General features: G+C 73.2%; 12 protein-coding genes. 6 read left to right on the top strand and 6 right to left on the bottom strand.

Translation table 11 applies throughout. The annotated features are described in order from the left end of the window. The first annotated feature begins 18 nt into the window (after nt 1–18). On the top strand, nt 19–282 hold the full coding sequence (locus tag MQV74_RS13465) for a hypothetical protein (RefSeq protein WP_242717341.1): 264 nt from the start codon (nt 19–21) through the stop codon (nt 280–282). Here MQV74_RS13465 and MQV74_RS13460 read toward each other — a convergent pair. Next, nucleotides 272–1066, bottom strand: a complete 795-nt coding sequence (locus tag MQV74_RS13460; protein ID WP_242717339.1) for a site-2 protease family protein — start codon at nt 1064–1066, stop codon at nt 272–274. The two genes, MQV74_RS13465 and MQV74_RS13460, sit on opposite strands and share 11 nt — an antisense overlap. Nucleotides 1067–1279: 213 nt before the next feature. On the opposite strand from MQV74_RS13460, the gene MQV74_RS13455 reads away from it, so the two are divergent. Further along, nucleotides 1280–4624: an AfsR/SARP family transcriptional regulator gene (locus MQV74_RS13455; protein WP_242717337.1), complete on the top strand. Its 3345-nt coding sequence runs from the start codon at nt 1280–1282 to the stop codon at nt 4622–4624. A 28-nt stretch (nt 4625–4652) separates the two neighbouring features. Here the strand turns inward: MQV74_RS13455 and MQV74_RS13450 are convergent, their stop codons facing one another. The 3 genes from MQV74_RS13450 to panB form a co-directional block, all read right to left on the bottom strand. Then, nucleotides 4653–5507, bottom strand: a complete 855-nt coding sequence (locus MQV74_RS13450; protein ID WP_242717335.1) for an ABC transporter permease — start codon at nt 5505–5507, stop codon at nt 4653–4655. Continuing rightward, complete coding sequence (locus tag MQV74_RS13445) at nt 5504–6541, bottom strand: ATP-binding cassette domain-containing protein (protein WP_242717333.1); 1038 nt, start codon at nt 6539–6541, stop codon at nt 5504–5506. The genes MQV74_RS13450 and MQV74_RS13445 overlap by 4 nt, the downstream gene beginning before the upstream one ends. 217 nt (nt 6542–6758) lie before the next feature. Then, nucleotides 6759–7640 (bottom strand): 3-methyl-2-oxobutanoate hydroxymethyltransferase, encoded by an 882-nt coding sequence (panB, locus tag MQV74_RS13440; protein WP_242717331.1) that lies wholly within the window; start codon nt 7638–7640, stop codon nt 6759–6761. A gap of 219 nt (nt 7641–7859) precedes the next feature. On the opposite strand from panB, the gene MQV74_RS13435 reads away from it, so the two are divergent. The 4 genes from MQV74_RS13435 (at nt 7860) to MQV74_RS13420 (ending at nt 12906) form a co-directional block, all read left to right on the top strand. Then, the gene (locus tag MQV74_RS13435; protein WP_242717329.1) at nt 7860–9464 is read left to right on the top strand and encodes a DHA2 family efflux MFS transporter permease subunit; all 1605 of its coding nucleotides are present in this window, start codon (nt 7860–7862) and stop codon (nt 9462–9464) included. Between the two features lie 199 nt (nt 9465–9663). Beyond that, a complete protein-coding gene (locus MQV74_RS13430) occupies nt 9664–10266 on the top strand; it encodes a TetR/AcrR family transcriptional regulator (RefSeq protein ID WP_242717327.1) in 603 nt (200 codons plus the stop codon). Between the two features lie 239 nt (nt 10267–10505). Next, entirely contained in the window at nt 10506–11528 is a 1023-nt protein-coding gene (locus tag MQV74_RS13425) for an endonuclease/exonuclease/phosphatase family protein (RefSeq protein WP_242717325.1), read from the top strand. A 160-nt stretch (nt 11529–11688) separates the two neighbouring features. Further along, nucleotides 11689–12906, top strand: a complete 1218-nt coding sequence (locus MQV74_RS13420; RefSeq protein ID WP_242717323.1) for an MFS transporter — start codon at nt 11689–11691, stop codon at nt 12904–12906. Nucleotides 12907–13505: 599 nt separating this feature from the next. Here MQV74_RS13420 and MQV74_RS13415 read toward each other — a convergent pair. Together MQV74_RS13415 and MQV74_RS13410 are read right to left on the bottom strand one after the other, a co-directional pair. After that, complete coding sequence (locus MQV74_RS13415) at nt 13506–15260, bottom strand: NAD+ synthase (protein WP_242717321.1); 1755 nt, start codon at nt 15258–15260, stop codon at nt 13506–13508. A 91-nt stretch (nt 15261–15351) separates the two neighbouring features. Continuing rightward, nucleotides 15352–17055, bottom strand: coding sequence for a multicopper oxidase family protein (locus MQV74_RS13410; protein ID WP_242717320.1), 1704 nt, complete (start codon nt 17053–17055; stop codon nt 15352–15354). Between the last annotated feature and the right edge of the window lie 108 nt (nt 17056–17163).

The raw sequence follows: 17163 nt of genomic DNA, 5'->3' as shown, positions 1-17163 counted from the left end.
TGCTCCGGCGGGCGGGGCATGGGGGACACTGGTGCGGTACGTCCGTCCGGAATGCCGCGTTGCTGTGATCAGGAGCCGAACCCCATGCCCCGCCTAGCGCTGTACACCCTCGTCGTCTGCGTCCTGGCCGTCGCCGCCGCCGTGGTCTCCTTCGTCCAGGGCAGCCTGCTCGGCATCGTGTGGGTCCTGCTGGCCGGCCTGTCGTCCAACATGACCTGGTACTACGTCCGCCGGGCCAAGCTGGAGCGGGCGGCGCGCGAGGCCGCCGCCGCTAGCCGGTGATCCCGGGGATGTCCGGGGTGCCCTGCCAGAAGCGGTAGAGCCGCTGGCCCCAGTAGGTGTCCCACTCCTCCACGCCGAGGCCGCGCAGGATGGCGTCCACCGCGTCGAAGAAGGCGTCGTTGACCTCCGGGATCCACAGGATGCCGAACACCGCGAGCAGGCCGAACGGCGCGAAGGGCTCCACCTGGCGGCGGACCGAGTACGACAGCCACGGCTCGATGACGCCGTAGCCGTCCAGGCCCGGGATCGGCAGGAAGTTCAGGATCGCCGCCGTCACCTGGAGCAGCGCGAGGAACGCCAGGGCGTAGCGGAACGTGTCCGGGACGCCGTCGAGCGCGTCCAGCCAGAACGGGGCCGTGCACACGACGGCGAACAGCACGTTCGTCAGCGGGCCCGCCGCCGAGATCAGGCTGTGCCGCCAGCGGCCCCGGATCCGCCCGCGCTCGATGAACACGGCGCCGCCGGGCAGGCCGATGCCGCCCATGACCACGAAGAGCACCGGCAGCACGATGCTGAGCAGCGCGTGCGTGTACTTCAGCGGGTTCAGGGTCAGATAGCCCTTCGCCCCGACGGAGATGTCGCCGCCGTGCAGGGCGGTGCGCGCGTGCGCGTACTCGTGCAGGCACAGCGACACCACCCAGGCCGCCGTCACGAACAGGAAGACGGCGAAGCCGGGGTTGTCCGCGAAACCGGTCCAGGCCGCCCAGCCGCTCACCGCGGTGACGGCCGCGATGCCGAGGAAGACGGGGCTGACCCGGCGGTCGCCGTGGGAGTGGCCGGTCATGGTGCGGGGCTCCTGAGGTTCGTGCGGTCGCCGTACGCCCGCCCACGGGCGGGCGGCAGGCCTGCGGCCTGCGCGGCGTGCCCGACCGTACAGCAGGAGTACGTGAACGTCCGGCGACGGCGGGGTGGTTCCACGGAGCGGGAACGAGGGCCCCGTGGTGCCCGGGACGGAGCCTGGACCCGGGCCCGGAGCGCGAACGGCGACAATGGGGGCGTGCGATATCGCGTTCTAGGCATCACCCGGGCCCTGCGCCCCGACGGCACCCTCGCCGCCGTCGGTGGTGCCCGACTGCGTGCCCTGCTCGCGGCGCTCGCGCTGCGGCCGGGGCGGACCGTCCCGGTGGCCGTCCTGGTCGACGAGGTGTGGGGCGACCAGACCCCGGCCGACGCCGCCGGCGCGCTGCAGGCCCTGGTGGGCCGGCTGCGCCGGGCGCTCGGCGCGGAGGCCGTCGCCTCGGTGAACGGCGGCTACCAACTGCGGGCGGCGCCCGACGACGTGGACGCGCACCGCTTCGAGCGCCTCGTCGGCGAGGGCACGCGCGCCCTCGCCGACGGCGACCCGGCCAAGGCGGCCGTCGTCCTCGACGACGCGCTCGCGCTCTGGCACGGGGACGCCTTCGCCGATCTGCCGGACCACGCCGCGCACGCCTCCCGCTGGGCGGCCCGGCGCCTGGAGGCCCGGCGCGCCCGTCTCGCGGCGGCCGTCGCCCTCGGCCGGGCCGAGGACGCCCTGCCCGAGATCACCGCCCTGTGCGACACACACCCGCTCGACGAGCCGCTCCAGGCGCTGCGCCTGCGCGCCCTGCGCGCGGCGGGCCGCGCCGCGGAGGCCCTCGCCGCCTACGACGACGTCCGCCGCCTCCTCGCAGACCGCCTCGGCACCGACCCGGGGCCCGAACTGCGCGCCCTGCACGAGGAGTTGCTGCGCCCCGGCGCGGCTGCGGACCACGCCGGGCCCGCCGCCCCGCAGGAGCGCGCGGGCGAGGAGCGGGCGGGCGCCGCGCGGGCGCCGGGAGCGGCCGCCCCCGGCAACCTCCGCGTCCGGCTCACCTCCTTCGTCGGCCGCGCGGGCGACATCGACGCCATCCGGGAGGACCTGCGGCGGGCCCGGCTCGTCACCCTGGTCGGTCCTGGCGGGGCCGGCAAGACCCGGCTCTCCCAGGAGGCCGCCGAGGGGATCGAGCCCCCGGACGGGGTGTGGCTCGCCGAACTCGCGCCCCTGGACGACCCGGAGGGCGTGCCGGAGGCCGTGCTCACCGCGCTCGGCGCCCGCGAGACCGTGCTGCGCGGCGCGGGCGCGGAGGAGCTGCGCGCGGCGGCGGAGCGGCTCGGCGACGACCCGGTCCTCAGGCTCACCGAGTACTGCGCGCCGCGCCGGATGCTGCTCATCCTCGACAACTGCGAGCACGTCATCGACGGCGCCGCCCACCTCGCGGAGCGGCTCCTCGCGGCCTGCCCCGGCCTGACCGTCCTCGCCACCAGCCGCGAACCCCTCGGCGTCCCCGGCGAGGCGCTGCGCCCCGTCGGCCCGCTGCCGGAGCCCTTCGCCCTGCGGCTGCTCGCCGACCGGGGGCAGGCGGCGCGCCCGGGCTTCCGGGTGACGGACGACCCGGAGGCCGCCGCCGAGATCTGCGCGCGGCTCGACGGGCTCCCGCTGGCCATCGAGCTGGCGGCGGCCCGCCTTCGGATGCTCACGCCGCGCCAGATCGCCGACCGCCTCGACGACCGCTTCCGGCTCCTGACGAACGGCGCCCGCACGGTCCTGCCGCGCCAGCAGACCCTGCGCGCCGTCGTCGACTGGTCCTGGGACATCCTCGACCGCTCCGAGCGGGCCGTCCTGCGCCGCCTCGCGGTCTGCGCGGGCGGCTGCGACCTCGCCGCGGCGGAGGCGGTGTGCGCCGCCCCCGGGGCCGGGGACGTCGAGGTCGACCCGCGCGACGTGCCCGACCTGCTCGGCTCCCTCGTCGACAAGTCCCTGGTGGTGGCCGCCCCTTCGGCCGCGGGCGGCGGCATGCGCTACCGCCTCCTCGAGACCGTCTACGAGTACGCCGTCGAGCGGCTCGACGAGTCGGGGGAGCGGGCCGCGACCGAGCGCGCGCACCTCACCCACTTCCGGGAGCTGGCCCGGCGCACCGACCCCGAGCTGCGCGGCCACGGCCAGCGCGCGGCCGTCTCGGTCCTGGAGAACGAGTACGAGAACCTGCGCACCGCGCTGCGCCGCGCCGTCGCCGCCCGCGACGAGCACGAGGCGCTGTGCCTGGTGCACTCCCTGTCGTGGTTCTGGCTGATGCGGGACCTGCGCACCGAGGTCAGACACTGGTCCCGCGAGGTGATGGCGCTGGGGCCCGACCCGTTCGCGGAGCCGGTCGCGCCGGTGGAGCCGCTGCACGAGCGCTGCACCGACGCCCCGCCGCCGATGCGGCCCGAGGTGCTCCAGGAGGCCCGGCGCGGGGTGCACCTGGTGCACATGTCCTGCATGGACATGGACCCGGACGCCTGGCAGACCCCCCGGGCCGAGGAGAAGCTGCGCGCCATCCGCGAGGCCTACCGGCCGGGCCTGCCGCAGACCTGTCGGAACCCCGGGAGCCTGTGGTTCTACGCCGTCCTGCTGAGCGGCGACGTCCTGCGGGTCCGGGAGATCGTGGACCGGACCGTCGCCGCCTGCCGCGACTTCGGCTACACCTGGGAGCTGGCCGGGGCCCTGCAGTGGCGGGCCAACGTCCTGGCCAACCGCGTCGACTGGGCGGGCGACGCCTGGCAGGACGCCGACGAGGCCCTGGAGATCTTCACCCGGCTCGGCGACACCTGGGGCATGGCCGAGGCGCTGTCCTCGCGCGCCGAGGCACATGAGCGGCGCGGCGCCTTCCCGCGCGCCGCCGAGGACTTCGCGGCCGCCATCGCCCACGCCGAGGCGCTCGGCGCCAAGACCCAGGTGTCCCTCCTGACGGCCCGGCTCGGCGCGGTCTTCGTCGAACTGGGCGAGACCGAGCGCGGCGAGCGGCTGCTGCGGCGCGTCGTGGACGACAGCGTGGGCCGCCTCGACGGGGCGCTGCCCGCCGCCCGCATCTTCCTCATCGGACTGCTCGGCATGCGCGGCCGGGTCCGCGAGGCCCGCGACCAGCTGATGCTGCTGCGCAAGGAGTTCAAGGCGGTCGGCTTCGCCGTCTTCGACGGCACGGTGCTCGCCGTCAGCGCCTGGCTCGACACCATCGAGGGCCACTACGAGGGCGTGCTCGCGGGCGCCCGCGCGACCCTGGAGAAGGCCGCCGACCCGCTGTCGCAGATCGTGGCCCCGCAGCTGCTCGCCGTCCATCTGGGGACCGTGGCCCACGCGCTCGCCCGCACCGACCCGGGCCGGGCCGCCGTCGCGGCGCGCCTCCTTGCGGTGGCCGACGGACAGCTGCCGCCCGGCCACGTACGGACCGTCTTCGAGCGGGAGGTGCGCACGGCCGCCGAGCACGCGGTCCGCACGCCCCTCGGCGACGCGGCCTACGCCGCCGCGTACGCCGAGGGCGACGGCCTCGCCTGGGAGGAGGCCGTCGCGGCAGCGGGTCTGTGACGCCCTCGCGGGGCGGGCGCCGCCGACGTCACGTCTTCGTACGGAACTTGTGGATCGCGATCGGCGCCATGACCGCCGTCAGGCCCACCGACCAGATCAGCGTCACCCAGATGTCGTGGGCCACCGGCAGGCCGCCGTTCATCAGGCCGCGCGCGGCGTCCGCGAGGGACGACAGCGGGTTGTAGTCCGTGAACGCCTGGAGCCAGCCGGGCATGGAGTCGGTCGGCGCGAAGATCGACGAGCCGAACTGCAGCGGAAGGAGCACCAGGAATCCCATTCCCTGGATGGCCTGGGCGCTCTTCATCACGACGCCCATGGTGAGGAAGATCCACATCAGGCCTATGCCGAAGACCATGGCGAGGCCGACGGCCGCGAGCAGACCGGGGACGCTCTCCACGGAGAAGCCGATGCACAGGGCGACGATGAAGAGGATCCCGGTGGCGACCAGCATGCGCATGAGCTCGACCACGATCTTGGCGATCATGACCGAGGAGCGCCCGATCGGCAGCGACCGGAAGCGGTCCATCACACCGGTCTGGAAGTCCTGGTTGAAGCCGGTGCCCACACCCATGGCCATGTTCATCCCCATCATGGCCATCAGACCGGGGATGACGTACTGGATGTACTCCTCGCGGCCGCCGCCGAGCGCCTGGCCGACGGAGCCGCCGAAGACGTACACGAACAGGAGCGTGAAGACGATCGGCATCAGGACGGCGTCGAACATCGACTCCACGTCCTGCTTGATCCACAGCAGATTGCGGCGCACCAGGGCGCCGGTGTGCCGCACGAACGCGCGCAGGCCGATGCGGGTGTCGGCCCGGTCCGTGAGCGGGACGGCCTGGCTCGGGGGCGCGGGGGGCGCCTTGACTGCGGTCGCGCTCATGCGGCGACCTCCTCGTACTCGGTGGTCGCGGCGTCGTCCGTGAGGCCGGCCTTGTGGCCGGTCAGGGACAGGAACACCTCGTCCAGGCTGGGCAGTTCGGTGGCGATGTCGGCGAGTGTGATGCCGCGCGCGCTGAGCACGCCGACGACCGCCGTGAGCTGTTCGTCGCTGAGGATCGGCACGAGGACCGTGCCGTTCTCGGTGTCCACGGTCGTGGTGGCGAGGCCGGTCAGGCCCGCCTCGTCGAGCGCGTGTGCCGTGGGGCGCAGCTGCGCCGGGTCGGCCGGGCGGATCCGCAGGGTGCGGCCGCCGACCTTCGCCTTCAGCTCGCCGATGCTGCCGCCCGCGACGACCCGGCCGCGGTCGATGACCGTGAGCTCGCCGGCGAGCTGCTCGGCCTCCTCCATGTACTGGGTGGTGAGCAGGACGGTGACGCCGTCCTCGCGGACCATGCGCCGGACCTCGTCCCAGACCTCGTTGCGCGTGCGCGGGTCGAGGCCCGTGGTGGGCTCGTCCAGATAGAGCACGGCCGGGCTGCCGATCATCGACGCCGCGAGGTCGAGGCGGCGGCGCATGCCGCCGGAGTACGTCCGCACCGGGCGCTTGGCGGCCTCCGTGAGGGAGAAGCGCTCCAGGAGGGCGTGGGCCCGCGTGCGGGCCTCCTTGCGGGGCAGGTCGAGCAGCCGCCCGATCATGTACAGGTTGTCGTAGCCCGAGAGCTTCTCGTCCACCGAGGCGTACTGGCCGGTGAGGCCGATGACGCGGCGCAGCTGGCGCGGCTGGCGCAGCACGTCGTAGCCCGCGACGACGGCGCTGCCGGAGTCGGGGGTGATCAGGGTGGAGAGGCAGCGTACGAGCGTGGTCTTGCCGGCGCCGTTGGGCCCCAGGACGCCGAGGACGGTGCCCTCGCGGACGTCCAGGTCGACGCCGTCCAGCGCCTTGGTCTCGCCGTAGTGCTTGACCAGCCCCCGTACCGAGACGGCACTCGCCGTGCCGCTCGCTCCCCGTTGGGGGGTGTTCTCGATGCGTGTCATGCCCTACATGAGAGCAGCCGCCACCGACAACGCGCCGACAGATTTCCTACAGGCGGACGACAGCGGCACCGACAGACACCGATGGACACCCACGGAGAACCGACAGAAAGCTGACAGATCCACTCTGCCGGGGCCGGCAGCCCGCCGACGGGGGACGGTCGGCGGGCTGCCGTCAGTGCCACAGTGGCTCGAAAGGAACGCCGGTCGGCGCTCCGGACTAGCGGACGGAGTGCTCCGCGGCCGGGAACGCCCCGCCGACCACGTCCTCGGCGAACGCCTTCGCGGCGTCGCCCATCACCCCGCGCAGATCGGCGTACTGCTTCACGAAGCGCGGCATCTTCCCGCCGGTGAGGCCCAGCATGTCCGTCCACACCAGGACCTGCGCGTCGCAGTCGACGCCCGCGCCGATGCCGACGGTCGGGATGTGCAGCGAGCGGGTGACCTCGGCGGCGAGCTCGGCCGGTACGAGTTCGAGCACCACGGCGAAGGCGCCCGCGGCCTCGGCGGCCTTGGCGTCGCGCACCAGCTGGTGCGCCGCCTCCTCGCTGCGGCCCTGGACGCGGTAGCCCATGGTGTGCACGGACTGCGGCGTGAGGCCCAGATGGGACATGACCGGGATGCCGGACTGCACGAGCAGCTCGGTCTGGGCCAGCGAGCGCTCGCCGCCCTCCAGCTTGACCGCGCCGACGCCCGCCTCCTTGACCAGGCGCGTCGCGGACCGCAGGGCCTGGACCGGCCCTTCCTGGTACGAGCCGAACGGCAGGTCGGCGACGATCAGGGCGCGGCTCGTGCCCCGTACGACGGCCGCCGAGAGCATGGTGATCTCGTCGAGGGTGACGGGCACGGTGGTGTCGTACCCCAGGTGGCAGTTGCCCGCCGAGTCGCCGACGAGCATGACCGGGATCCCGGACTCGTCGAAGACGGACGCGGTCATCGCGTCGTACGCGGTGAGCATGGGCCACTTCTCGCCGCGCTCCTTGGCTGCGGTGATGTCGCGGACCGTGATGCGGCGTGTGCCCTTGCCGCCGTACAGCGTCTTGCCGCTGTCGGTCTTCCGCCCGTTCCGGGCAGGGCTCTGGGCAGCCGAAAGCTGCGTCATCGCAACGGCTCCTTCTGTCGTCTCGAGGCGCCCTGACGGCGTCCCCGGATCACGTCCATGGTGGCATCGCGTGCCGCCCGGGCGCTAGAGGGGTTCTTTTCAGCCGTTTTGGAGGCGTGCGACGGACGTGGGTGTTCCTGGGTGTCCTTCCGGGAAAAGGCTGGCAAAGCCTTTCCAATACGAGACGGTCTCGTATCGGAATGTGGCTAAGGTCGAAGCATGACAACACCTGCCGTCCCCGGCACGTCCCGGATACCCGAGGCCGTCCACCGGCGCCGCTGGGCGATCCTCGGCGTCCTGATGCTCAGCCTGCTGATCGTCGTCCTGGACAACTCCATCCTGAACGTCGCGATCAAGACCATCTCCACGCCCGCACCCACCGGCCTCGGCGCCACCCAGGGCGAGCTGGAGTGGGCCATCAACTCCTACACGCTCGTCTTCGCCGGTCTGCTCTTCACCGCGGGCCTGCTCGGCGACCGCGTCGGCCGCAAGAAGGTGCTGCTCGCCGGGCTCGCGGTGTTCGGCATCGGCTCCGCGCTCGCCGCCCAGTCCGGCTCGCCCGTCGAGCTCATCGCGTTCCGCGGGGTGATGGGCCTCGGCGCCGCCTTCGTGATGCCTGCCACGCTCGCCGTCCTCATGAACGTCTTCGAGCGCGAGGAGCAGCCCAAGGCCATCGGCATCTGGGCGGCGGGCGTCGGACTCGCCGTCGCCATCGGCCCGATCACCGGCGGCGTCCTGCTCGACCACTTCTGGTGGGGCTCGGTCTTCCTCATCAACGTGCCGATCGTGATCGTCGCGCTGATCCTCATGGTCGTCCTCGTACCGGACTCCAAGGACCCGAAGCCCGGCCGGATCGACCTGGTCGGCGTCGTCCTGTCCGTGATCGGCCTCGTGCTGCTCGTCTACGGCATCATCAAGGGCGGTCAGCTGGCCGACTTCACCGACCCGGCCGTGCTCGCGACCATCCTCGCCGGGCTCGCCGTACTCGTCGGCTTCGTCTGGTACGAGAAGCGCGCCGACCACCCGTCCATCGACATCTCGTACTTCAAGAACCGCGTCTTCTCGGCGGCGATCACCGCGATCGCGCTCGTCTTCTTCGCGCTGATGGGCGTCACGTTCTTCTCGGTCTTCTACACCCAGAGCGTGCGCGGCTACACGCCGCTGCAGACCGGACTCCTCATGCTGCCGCTCGCCGCCGCGCAGCTGATCTTCGCGCCGCGGGCGCGGCACGTCGTCGACCGGTTCGGGGTGCGGGCCACCTGTGTGGGCGGGCTCTCCGTCATCGCCGTGACCCTCGCCGCGTTCACGATCTTCGACTCGGACACGCCGATCTGGGTCCTGGAGGTCGTCTTCTTCCTCATGGGCACCGGGATGGCGCACATCATGACGCCCACCAGCGTCGTCATCATGCAGGCGCTGCCGCGCGAGAAGGCCGGCTCCGCGTCCGCGCTCAGCAACACCTTCCGCCAGGTCGGCGGCGCGCTCGGCATCGCGGTGCTCGGGTCCGTGCTCTCCGCGGCGTACCGGGGCGGCGTGGAGGACGAGATGCGGCTCCTGCCCGCGGGGATGCGGCACACGGCGGGCGAGTCCATCGAGGCGACCCTCGGCGCGGCCGCGCGGCTCGGGCCGCGCGGCGAGGGCCTGGTCTCCGCCGCCAACGACTCCTTCCTGCACGCGATGCACGTCACCGCCCTGTGCGGCGCGGGCGTCGCCCTGGTGGGCGTCCTGGTCGTGGCCCTGTTCCTCCCGGGCAAGCCCCCGGCCTCCGCCGCGCCCGCCCCCGCCGAACCCCTCGACCGGGAGCCCGCCGCCACCGGCCGGTAGCGCCCGGCGGCGATGGCCCACAGCGGGCGGTTCCCGCTGTGGGCAGCCGGTCCGCCAGGGGCGGAACGGGTGGGCACAGCCCCAGCCGCCCCGGGCCGTCGGCGCAAGGGTGTGGGCGAGGCCCGCGGCAAGGGGGCACGCCGGACTGCCGGGCCAGGGAAAATGGGCCCAGCCGCTCAACCGCAGAGGAGTCGACACCGTGGAGCAGAGCCCCACCCGAGCCACCCGCGGCCGCCCCCGCAGCGAGGCCGTGGAGCGGTCGATCCTGGAGGGCGTCATCCGGCTCATCGAGGAGGGCACCCCCCTCGCCGAGCTGTCCATCGAGCGCATCGCCCGCACCGCGGGCGTCGGCAAGGCCACCATCTACCGCCGCTGGAGCGGCAAGGAAGAGATCTTCGTCGACGTCCTGCGCACCCTGGAGGCCCCGCCCGCCGTCCTGCCCGGCACCTCCATGCGCGACGACCTCGTCGTCCTCCTGGAGCAGATCCGCCGTCGCGGTCTGAACCTGCGCGCGTCGGCGATCCTGCACAACGTCTTCGCGCAAATGAAGACCCTGCCCAAGCTCTGGGACGCGTACCACGCGACGGTCATCGAGCCGCAGCGCCGCCGCACCCACGACGTCCTGCGCCGGGGCCAGGAGAACGGCGAGCTGCGCGCGGACGTCGACATCGCGCTCGCCCACGAGCTGTTCGTCGGCCCCATGCTGGTCCGTACCGTCATGCGCTCCGACGCCCCCCTCGACGAGGACCTGCCGGAGCGCGTGGTCGACCTGGTCCTCGACGGACTGCGCCCCTCCGAGTGAGCCCCCGAGAGGGGTCCGGGGTGTTAGCGTGTCGCCCCGAGCAGCCCTGAACTCGCAGGCAATATGCGCGTTTCGTCACAGAGTGCGGACCCTGGGGGCGCATCCGGAACCTGTCGTGCGCCCCCGCTCGTCCTCGGGTCCGTAGGGCCGTCCACGGACGGCGGGGACGACACCCGATCATCGCCTAGGGTTCAGGGGCGGGGGACGGTGTGCACGGCAGTCAGTGAGGCGACGAAAGTATGGCGCAGGCGTACAAGGCGGAGACGGACAGCGGCAGCTCGCGGCCCGAGCGCCAGGGCTCCCCGCTGCGGCGTTTCGTCGACGGCTGGCGGGGTGACCCCGGCATCTGGCGGCGCGGACTCGTCACGGCCGGATTCGCGGTCGTGATCGGTCTGGTGATGCTCGTGCACGCCCAGATCCCGAACGGCGTGGGCAACCTCGGCAGTCTCACCGAGACGTTCCTGCCGTGGCTCGGCCTCTTCATCCCCGTGCTCCTCGTCATCGCCGTCGTCCGCAAGTCCGCGACCGCCCTCATCACCCTGCTGCTCCCGGTGATCGTCTGGCTCGACGCCTTCGGCGGCCTCGTCACCGACAAGTCGGGCAGCGGCGGCGACCTCACCGTGGCCACGCACAACGTGAACGCGGACAACCCCGACCCGGCCTCGACCGCCCGTGACGTCGCCGCGTCCGGCGCGGACGTCATCGCCCTGGAGGAGCTCACCTCCGCCGCGGTCCCCACGTACGAGAAGGCCCTGGCGGGCACGTACAAGTACCACTCGGTGCAGGGCACCGTCGGGCTGTGGAGCAAGTACCCGCTGACCGCGACCAAGCCCGTCGACATCAAGCTGGGCTGGACCCGGGCCATGCGGACGACCGTGCACACGCCCAAGGGCGAGGTGGCGTTCTACGTCGCCCACCTGCCGTCGGTGCGGGTCAAGCTCGACGCGGGCTTCACCGCGGGCCAGCGCGACGACAGCGCCGACGCGCTCGGCGAGGCCATCTCCCGCGAGAAGATCGGCAAGGTCATCCTGCTCGGCGACCTGAACGGCACGATGAACGACCGCGCCCTGAACGCCGTCACCTCCCAGATGCGCTCCACGCAGGGCGCCGCGGGCGACGGCTTCGGCTTCAGCTGGCCCGCGTCGTTCCCGATGGCCCGCATCGACCAGATCATGGTCAAGGGCGTCGAGCCGGTGTCGTCCTGGACGCTGTCGCGCACGGACAGCGACCATCTGCCGGTGGCGGCGAGCGTCGACCTCTGACGGCCACGCGCCCGTAACCTCGCGGAACGCTCGGGCGGAATACTGGATGCGGGCTTCTTTGTTCCGCACATGAACTTAACGATTCCCCTGATCGCTCCCTGCCCTCGTACGAGCTGTCCCCCTGCCCTCGTACGGGCCGTTCGGAAGGTAATACGTCTCCATGCCCCTGGCCCTGCTCGCCCTCGCCGTGGGCGCCTTCGGCATCGGCACGACCGAGTTCGTGATGATGGGCCTGCTGCCCAACGTCGCCGACGACCTGGACATATCCATACCCACCGCCGGACACCTCGTGTCCGCGTACGCGCTCGGTGTCGTCATCGGCGCCCCGCTGCTCGCCGCCGTCACCGCGCGGCTGCCCCGGCGCCGCGTCCTGATCGGCCTCATGGTCCTCTTCGTCGTCGGCAACGCGCTCTCGGCCGCGGCCTCGGACTACCACCTGCTCCTCGCCGCCCGCTTCCTCAGCGGACTGCCGCACGGGGCGTTCTTCGGCGTCGGCGCGGTCGTCGCCACCGGGCTCGTCGCGCCCGAGCGCAAGGCGCGGTCGGTGTCCCTGATGTTCCTCGGGCTCACCGTCGCCAACGTCGTCGGCGTCCCCATCGCCACGCTCATGGGGCAGCAGCTCGGCTGGCGCGCCACGTTCCTCGCCGTGAGCGCGATCGGGCTCGCCGCCATCGCCGCCCTCGCGCTGCTCGTCCCCGCCGACCACGGCCACGGCGAGGGCGCGGGCCTGCGCGGCGAGCTGCGGGCACTCGGCTCGCTGCCCGTGTGGCTCGCGCTCGGTACGACCGTCGCGGGCTTCGGGGCGCTCTTCGCCGCCTACAGCTACGTCACGCCGATGCTCACCGACTCCGCGGGGTTCGCCGAGGCCAGCGTGACGCTGCTGCTCGCGCTCTTCGGCGTCGGCGCCACCGCGGGCAACCTGCTCGGCGGGCGGCTCGCCGACCACGCCCTGCGCGGCACCCTCTTCGGCGGCCTGGCTTCCCTCGCCCTGGTCCTCCTCCTCTTCCCGCTCTTCATGAAGGCCGAGTGGAGCGCCGCCGTCGGCGTGACCCTCCTCGGCATGGCCGCCTTCACCACCGGATCGCCCCTCCAGCTCATGGTCATGGAGAAGGCCGCCGCGGCGCCTTCGCTCGCCTCCTCCGCCAACCAGGCCGCGTTCAACCTCGCGAACGCCGGTGGCGCGTGGATCGGCGGCCTCGCCCTCGCGGCGGGCTTCGGCGTCACGTCCCCCGCCCTCGCCGGCGCGGCCCTCGCCGTCCTCGGCCTCGGTGTCGCGGCGATCGCCTACGCCGAAGACCTCCGCCGCGCGCCGTCGACGTCCCCGGGCCGGGTCATCACCGGCACCGCCGCGTCCCCTCGCGAGCGGACCCGCCACTGACACCCCGCCGCGCGCCGGGGCCGTGCCCCTGCCCGTGCCTGGCACCACCGCGGCACCCGCCCCGGCACAGCTGGGAGGCCCCACCCTGGGCCGGGTGCGGGGGCTCTGGCCACCTGCACCGGGCGTCACCGCGTGGCCGGCGTGAGCCCCGCACGCCCCGCCGCGCTACGCGCAGCGAGGACAGCCCCACCCACCCGCCCCCACCCGGGGCACGGTTGGGAAGGCCCCACCCTGGGGCGGGTTGGAGGGGGAGCCCTGCCGTCAGCGCCGAGCGGCGTCACCGCGCGCGCGAGCACCCACGGGGCGTCACCGCGCTGCGCGCAGCCGGGACAGTCCCACCCACCCGCCCCCACCCAAGGGCAGCAGGTAAAGCCCGGCCGGGCGCGGGCGTGGCGGTGTCGCCCACCCACCCGCAGCGCCCCGCGTCGGGCCCCGCCTCGCGCAGCCGGGGAGTTTCGGGTGGGCGGGTGGGAGGGAAGGCCGCCGCGGCAGCGGCGGTGTCGTCCCACCGTGGCGGCGGGGGTCGCAGCCCCGCGGGGGCCGGGCCCGGGGAGGGGGCCCCGCCGCGGTAGCGGTGGGGAGGTGCGGCCCGCCGGGGGCTAGAGGCGTTCGCGCCACGCGTTGGTGATCGGCAGCCGCCGGTCCTTGCCGAAGCCCTTGGGGGAGATCTTGGTGCCCGGCGGGTACTGCCGCCGCTTGTACTCGGCGGTGTCCACCATCCGCAGCGTCCGCACGACGAGCTCCGCGTCGAAGCCCGCGGCGGCGACCGCGTCGGCGCCCTCGTCCCGGTCCACGTACCGTTCCAGGATCGCGTCGAGGACGGGATAGTCCGGCAGCGAGTCCGTGTCCACCTGGTCGGGCCGCAGCTCCGCGCTCGGCGGCTTGCTGATGGAGTTCTCGGGGATCGGCGGGGTCCCGCCGCGCTCGGCGGCGGCCCGGTTGCGCCACTTCGCGAGCCGGAAGACCGAGGTCTTGTAGACGTCCTTGATGGGTCCGTACGCCCCGACGGAGTCGCCGTAAAGCGTCGAATAGCCCACCGCCAGCTCGGACTTGTTGCCCGGCGCGAGCACGATGTGGCCCTCCTGGTTGGAGAGCGCCATGAGCATCGTGCCGCGCAGCCGCGACTGGAGGTTCTCCTCGGCGAGCCCGGTGAGCCCGAGGGACTCCATGTACGCGTCGAACATCGGCGCGATCGCCACGGTGCGGAAGTGGAGGCCGGTGCGCCGCGCCAGCTCCGCCGCGTCGGCGATCGAGTGCTCGGAGGAGTACCGGGAGGGCATCGCGACCCCGTACACGTTCTCCGCGCCGAGCGCGTCGCAGGCCAGGGCGGCCGTGAGCGCCGAGTCGATGCCTCCGGAGAGCCCGATGAGCACGGAGCGGAAGCCGTTCTTCTGGACGTACGCGCGCAGGCCGACGACGAGGGCCGAGTAGACCTCCTCGTCGTCGTCGAGGCGCTCCGCGTACGTGCCGGTGTGCTCGGCCTCGTACGGTGCGAGCGGCTCGGCGGAGAGCGTGACGTGCTCGATGCGCAGCCCGTCGTCGACGACGCCCGACGGCGCCTGCGCGGCGGCCGCGGGCAGCTCCAGGTCGAGCACCACGCAGCCCTCGGCGAACTGCGGGGCCCGCGCGACGACCTCGCCGTCCTTGTCGACGACGATCGAGTCGCCGTCGAAGACCAGCTCGTCCTGACCGCCCGTCATCGCCAGGTAGGCGGTGGTGCAACCGGCCTCCTGCGCCCGCTTGCGGACCAGTTCGAGCCGCTGGTCGTCCTTGTTCTGCTCGTACGGGGACGCGTTGATGGACAGCAGGAGCCCGGCCCCGGCCGTGCGGGTCGCCGGGACGCGGCCGCCGTCCTGCCACAGGTCCTCGCAGATCGCGAGCGCCACGTCGACGCCGTGCACGCGGACGACCGGGAGCGTCTCGCCGGGGACGAAGTAGCGGAACTCGTCGAAGACGCCGTAGTTGGGCAGATGGTGCTTGGAGAAGGTGAGCGCCACCTCGCCGCGGTGCAGCACGGCCGCCGCGTTGCGCGGGGCTCCGGCGGGCTGGCCGTAGCGCGGCTTGGCCTCGTCGCTGCGGTCCAGATAGCCGACGACGACGGGCAGTTCGCCCAGGCCCTCGTCGTGGATGCGGACCGCGAGCGCGCGCAGGGCCTGACGGGACGCCTCCACGAAGGAGGAACGCAGGGCGAGGTCCTCCACCGGATAACCGGTGAGTGCCATCTCCGGGAACGCGACGAGGTGCGCGCCCTGTTCGGCGGAGTGCCGGGTCCAGCGGAGGACCGCGTCCGCGTTCTTGGTGAGGTCGCCGACGGTGGAGTCGATCTGATTCAGCGCAAGGCGTAGTTGAGGCACGGCCCCAGTGTAATCGTCAACCCGACGCGATGCCCCCGGGACGGCCGGCCGGCGGCCGCCCGGAGACCTTGCGTCACGGCTCTGACCTGGGTCAGGAGCGGTAGCCGAGGACGGTCATCATTCCTGCCTCCGCGTGGTACACGTTGTGACAGTGGATCATCCACAGGCCCGGGTTGTCGGCTTCGAAGTCCACCGTCAGGCGGCCGTTCGGCAGCACGATCGCGGTGTCCTTGCGGGGGCGCCCGGGGGCGCTCGCCAGGGCGAAGGTGTGGCCGTGCAGATGGAGGGGGTGCCACATCGACGTGGAGTTGCTGAACTCCAGGCGCACGCGCTCACCGGCGCGCACCGGGTGCCGCTGATCCGGTGCGTAGGGCTGCTTGTCGAAGGCCCAGTCGTATTTCTCCATGCCTCCCGTCAGCCGGATCTTGATGGTGCGGTCGGGGTCGCCGGGCCTGAGGGCCACGGAGTCGTCCGCGGTGAGCCGCTCGGCGAGCACCACGCGTCCCTTGAGCTCCTTGGGGCGCGCCGACGGTGACGGGGCGCGGCCGCCGCCCGTGCGGAGCACCGCCCGGGCCGCCGCCTTCTTCCCCTCGGCCACGGCGGTCAACGGGAAGACGCCGTCCTTGGCGGTGACCAGGACGTCGTACCGCTCGCCCATGCCGATGAGCAGGGCGTCGGCCTTCTGGTGCCGCACCGGGAAGCCGTCGGCGTGCGTGACCGTCAGCTCGTGGCCGCCGAGGGCCACCCGGAAGGCGGTGTCACCGCCCGCGTTGATCAGGCGCAGCCGGATGCGGTCGCCGGGGCGGGCGCGGAAGGAGGTGGGGGCCTCGGGGGTGCGGCCGTTGATCAAATAGTGGGGATAGGCCACGTCACCCGCGTCCCGGCCGAGGATGTCGCTGGTGGAGCCCATGAGCATGCGGGACGGTCCCTTGGGGGTGGGCTCGGGGGAGGGCTTCGCGGAGCCGGTCAGGGCGGTGCGGGACATGTGCCCCGCGTGCCCCGAGCCGCCACTGCTGCCGGAGCCGTCCGAGCCGCCGGACCCGCCGGAGCCCCCCGACCCGCCGTGGTCCATGCCGCCCCCGTGGTCCATGCCTCCGCCCATGTCCATGCCGCCCCGCAGCTCCGCGAGGACCGCGTCGGGGGTGGAGCCGTCGACGCCGTCGACCCAGTCGTCGAGGACGACGACCCACTCCTTGTCGTACGCCAGGGGCTCCTGGGGGTCGTCGATGATCAAGGGTGCGTACAGCCCCCGGTCCTGCTGGGTGCCGGAGTGCGGGTGGAACCAGTAGGTGCCCGGGTGCGGGACCTTGAAGCGGTATGTGAAGGCGGCGCCGGGCTTGATGTCCCGCTGGGTGAGGGCGGGGACGCCGTCCATGTCGTTGCGCAGGGCGAGGCCGTGCCAGTGCAGGCTCGTGGGCTGCGGGAGGTGGTTGGCGAGGGTGAGCGAGAGCGTGTCGCCCGCTGTCGCGCGGATCTCCTTGCCGGGCAGCGCGTCGCCGTACGCCCAGGACCTGACCGTGGGGCCGCCCAGGTCGAGCGTCGCGGGCATGGCCATGAGCTTCAGCTCGCGCAGGCGGCCGCCGCCCGGACGCTTCTTCTCGGCGGCGGCGACCTCGGGGCCGGAGGGCGTCACATAGCCCTTCGAACCGGCCGAAGGGCCGCCCCGGCCGCCGTGGCCGGAGTGCGAGCCGCCGCTGGAGCAGGCCGTGACGAGCCCGGCTCCGGCGGTGGCGAGGGCGGCGCCGAGCAGGGCTCGGCGCGATGTGTGCGGGGTGCGCTCGGTGTGGGTGCGCATGACTGGATACACCTCGTCCGTACTGAGTGGTGCGTGCAGAAGGGCGCGTCTGCTGCTTCTGGTACACCGCTCCGGCCCCGGAGGTTCCCACCGCGGCACGGGCAGCGC

The sequence above is a fragment of the Streptomyces sp. AN091965 genome (assembly GCF_022698285.1).
Taxonomy (GTDB): domain Bacteria; phylum Actinomycetota; class Actinomycetes; order Streptomycetales; family Streptomycetaceae; genus Streptomyces.
This window is presented reverse-complemented; position numbering and strand designations above follow the sequence as displayed.